The 3879-nt window shown below is 73.4% G+C and carries 3 protein-coding genes; 2 read left to right on the top strand and 1 reads right to left on the bottom strand.

Features of this window, described 5'->3' with window-relative positions; all coding sequences use genetic code 11:
- Window positions 1-10: 10 nt before the first annotated feature.
- Window positions 11-1228, bottom strand: coding sequence for an ROK family transcriptional regulator (locus DQW06_RS21125; RefSeq protein ID WP_117199157.1), 1218 nt, complete (start codon window positions 1226-1228; stop codon window positions 11-13).
- A gap of 115 nt (window positions 1229-1343) precedes the next feature.
- On the opposite strand from DQW06_RS21125, the gene DQW06_RS21120 reads away from it, so the two are divergent.
- On the top strand, window positions 1344-2486 hold the full coding sequence (locus DQW06_RS21120) for a Gfo/Idh/MocA family protein (protein WP_041552883.1): 1143 nt from the start codon (window positions 1344-1346) through the stop codon (window positions 2484-2486).
- The coding region (locus tag DQW06_RS21115; RefSeq protein WP_157983531.1) for a sugar ABC transporter ATP-binding protein at window positions 2483-3879 on the top strand (1397 nt) is incomplete at its 3' end. The genes DQW06_RS21120 and DQW06_RS21115, both read left to right, overlap by 4 nt.

The raw sequence follows: 3879 nt of genomic DNA, 5'->3' as shown, positions 1-3879 counted from the left end.
CCCACCCGGCTCAGCCGTTGATCAGCGCGTCCGCGTGCTCGGGGCTCAGGCAGTGCTCGATCACCATGACCGCCGCGCCGATCACGCCCGCGCTCTCGCCCGCCACGGACGAGACGATGCTCAGGTGTTCGGTGGCCAGCGGCAGCGACCGCTGGTAGATGATCTCGCGCACCCCGGCGAGCAGGTGGTCCCCAGCCAGGGCGAGCGCGCCGCCGATGACGATGACCGACGGGTTGAACATGTTCACCGACGCGGCGAGCACCTCGCCGATGTCGCGGCCCGCCTGGCGCAGCGCGCGCAGGGCGGGCACCGACCCGTTGCGGGACAGTTCGACCACGTCGCGGGCTCCGCTGGCGGGCACGCCCTCGGCGGTGAGCGCGGCGGCCAGGGCGGCGCCGCTGGCCACGGCCTCCAGGCAGCCGGTGTTGCCGCAGCGGCAGGGCCGCTCGTCGCCGCTGGGGACGTGGATGTGCCCCATGTCCCCGGCCGCGCCCTGCGCTCCCCGGTAGACGCTGCCCTCGCTGACGATGCCGCAGCCGATGCCCGTGGCGACCTTGACGAACATCAGGTGGCTGGCCTCGGGCCAGGCCGTGTGGTGCTCCCCGATCGCCATGATGTTGACGTCGTTGTCCACCAGGACCGGCACGTCGAGCCGGTCGTGGACGTAGCCGGGCACGTCGAAGTTGTCCCACCCCGGCATGATCGGCGGGTTCACCGCGCGCCCGGTGGTGTGCTGGACCGGGCCGGGCAGGCCGATGCCCAGGCCGAGCAGTTCGTCCACCCGCCGTTCCGTGCCCTCCAGCAGGCCGCGGCCCCGCTCCACGACCCAGTCCAGGACGTGCTCGGGGCCCAGGGCGATGTCCAGGTCGGCGCGCTCCTCGGCGAGCACGGTCCCCGACATGTCGGTGAGGGCCAGGCGGGCGTGGGTGGCGCCCAGGTCGGCGGCCAGGACCACGCGGGCGTCCGGCTGGAACGAGAAGGTCGTGGGCGGCCTGCCCCCGGTGGACACGGCCTCTCCGGCGGGCCCGATGAGTCCGCTGGCGAGCAGGGCGTCCACGCGCTGGGTGACGGTCGAGCGGGCCAGACCGGTGACCGAGGCCAGCTCCGAACGGGTGCGCGGTCGGCCGTCGCGCAGGAGTCGGAGCAGGGTGCCCGCACCGGGTGCGGCGGTCGGAGCGACGGCCGGGCCGGGTCGTCCCTCCGTGTGGGTCAGCGCGTCTTCCGTCATGCGAACAGTGAAGCACAGGATCTATTGACTGTCCGTCATCCGTCTATTGCAGATAGATCCTACGACTTTTGCTTGACGATCGACAGAAGTCCGGCGTACCGTTCGTGGCATGTCAGTGAGTAAGGTCACAAGCCTGGGTGAGGCGGCCGACCCCGGGTCCACCGCCCCCAACGCCTACCGCGCCGCGGTGATCGGTACCGGCTTCATGGGCCGGGTCCACTCCCACGCCGTCCGCGCCGCGGGGGGCGAGGTCGTCGGGGTCGCGGGCTCCTCCCATGGCAAGGCCGAACAGTTCCGCACCGCGCACGGCGTCGCCCGGGCCCACGCCGACGCCCTCGAACTCGTCCGCAGCGACGACGTGGACGTGGTCCACGTGTGCACCCCCAACCACCTGCACGCGCCGCTGAGCCTGGCCGCCCTGGCCGCCGGCAAGCACGTCGTGTGCGAGAAACCCCTGGCCACCGACGCCGACACCGCCCGCGAGCTGGTCCGGGCCGCGGAGGAGGCCGACCGGGTCGCCGTCGTCCCCTTCGCCTACCGCTTCCACCCCATGGCCCGCGAGGCGCGCGCCCGCGTGGCCTCGGGCTCCATCGGCCGCGTCAGCCTCGCCCACGGCGGCTACCTCCAGGACTGGCTCCTGTACCCGGACGAGGACAACTGGCGGGTGGACCCCGAACTGGGCGGCCCCACCCGCGCGTTCGGGGACATCGGCTCGCACTGGTGCGACATGCTGGAGTTCGTCACCGGCGACCGCATCACCTCGGTCAGCGCGCAGACCTCGCGGGTCAACGACACCCGCGCCGGACGCTCGGTGGCCACCGAGGACCTGGTGGCCTTCCAGTTCTCCACCGCGGGGGGCGTGGTCGGCGGCGCCGTCATCAGCCAGGTCTCCCCCGGCCGCAAGAACCGGCTCGTGCTGGAGGTCTCCGGCACCGAGGGCACCCTGCTGTTCGACCAGGAGCGGCCCGAGACCCTCTGGGCGGGCGGCCGGGGCCGCAGCTGCACCATCAGCCGCGACGACCCCGAGCTGAGCGCCGACGCCGCGCGCCTGTCCACGACCCCCGTCGGCCACCCGCAGGGCTACCAGGACTGCTTCAACGCGCTCGTGGCCGACACCGGAGCCGCCATCGCCGGGCAGACCCCCGAGGGCCTGCCGGTGTTCGCCGACGGTTTGCGCGCCGCCGTGCTGGCCGAGGCCGTCCTGACCTCGGCGCGGGAACGCCGCTGGGTCGACGTGCCGGAGGTGGACGGGGCATGAGCGGCCCGCCCCTGCTCCGGATGAGCGGCATCACCAAGTCCTTCCTGGGCGTGCGCGTCCTGCACGGGATCGACCTGGAACTCCACCCCGGCGAGCTGCACGCCCTGGTCGGCGAGAACGGGGCGGGCAAGTCCACCCTGATGAAGGTGCTGGCCGGGGTGCACCGCGCGGACGGGGGCACGGTCGAGCTGGAGGGCGGCACCGTCTCCTTCGAGCACCCCGTCCAGGCCCAGCGCGCGGGCGTGACCACGGTCTTCCAGGAGTTCAACCTCCTGCCCGACCGCACCGTCGCCGAGAACGTCTTCCTCGGCCGCGAGATCCGCCGCCGCGGCCTGGTGGACGCCCGGGCCATGGAGCGGGCCACCGCCGAACTGCTCGCCGAACTCGGCCTGGAGGGCATCGACCCCCGGGCCCGGGTGCGGTCGCTGTCGGTGGCCGAACAGCAGATCGTGGAGATCGTCAAGGCGCTCTCGCACGACGCGCGCATCATCTCCATGGACGAGCCGACCGCCGCGCTGGCCGACCACGAGGTGGAGGTGCTCTACCGGATCATCGGCCGCCTGCGCGAACGCGGCGTGGCGGTGCTGTACGTGTCGCACCGCATGCGGGAGATCTTCGACCTGGCCGACACCATCACGGTGCTCAAGGACGGCCATCTCGTGGACACCGTCCCCGCCGGTGAGATCGGTCCGGCCGAGCTGGTCCGCAAGATGGTCGGGCGTCCGGTCTCGGCGGTCTTCCCCGAGCCCCTGGAGCCGCACGGCGAGCACGTGGGACGGGTGCGGCTGTCGGTCACCGGAGGCGGCAACACCCAGCTGGACGGGATCGGCTTCGAGGTGCGCGGCGGCGAGATCCTGGGCCTGGGCGGGCTCCAGGGCAGCGGGCGCACCGAGGTCGCCCACGCCCTCTTCGGCGTCGAGCGCTTCACCCGGGGCGAGGTCCGCGTGGACGGGCGGCGGGTGGACCCGCGCTCGCCGCGCACGGCGGTGCGGGCGGGCCTGGTGCTGGTCACCGAGGACCGCAAGGCGCAGGGGCTGGCGCTGAACCAGTCGGTGGCGGCCAACGGCCGCCTGGTCCTGGACGCGGTCTGGCCCCTGGGCTCGGCGCGCGGGGCCCGGCGGCTGCCCGGCATCCTCTCCTCCCTGGAGCTGGTGGCGCGCGGCGGCCAGGACCAGGAGGTCCGGTACCTGTCCGGCGGCAACCAGCAGAAGGTCGTGCTGGCCAAGTGGCTGGCCGCCGAACCCGGCGTGATGGTGCTCGACGAGCCCACGCGCGGCATCGACGTGGGCGCCAAGCAGGCCGTCTACCGGCTCATGCGCGAGCTGGCCGCGGCCGGTGTGGCGATCGTGCTCATCTCCTCCGAGCTGCCCGAGCTGATCGGCATGTCCGACCG

It is taken from the genome of Nocardiopsis sp. TNDT3, from assembly GCF_003427465.1.
Taxonomy (GTDB): domain Bacteria; phylum Actinomycetota; class Actinomycetes; order Streptosporangiales; family Streptosporangiaceae; genus Nocardiopsis; species Nocardiopsis dassonvillei.
This window is presented reverse-complemented; position numbering and strand designations above follow the sequence as displayed.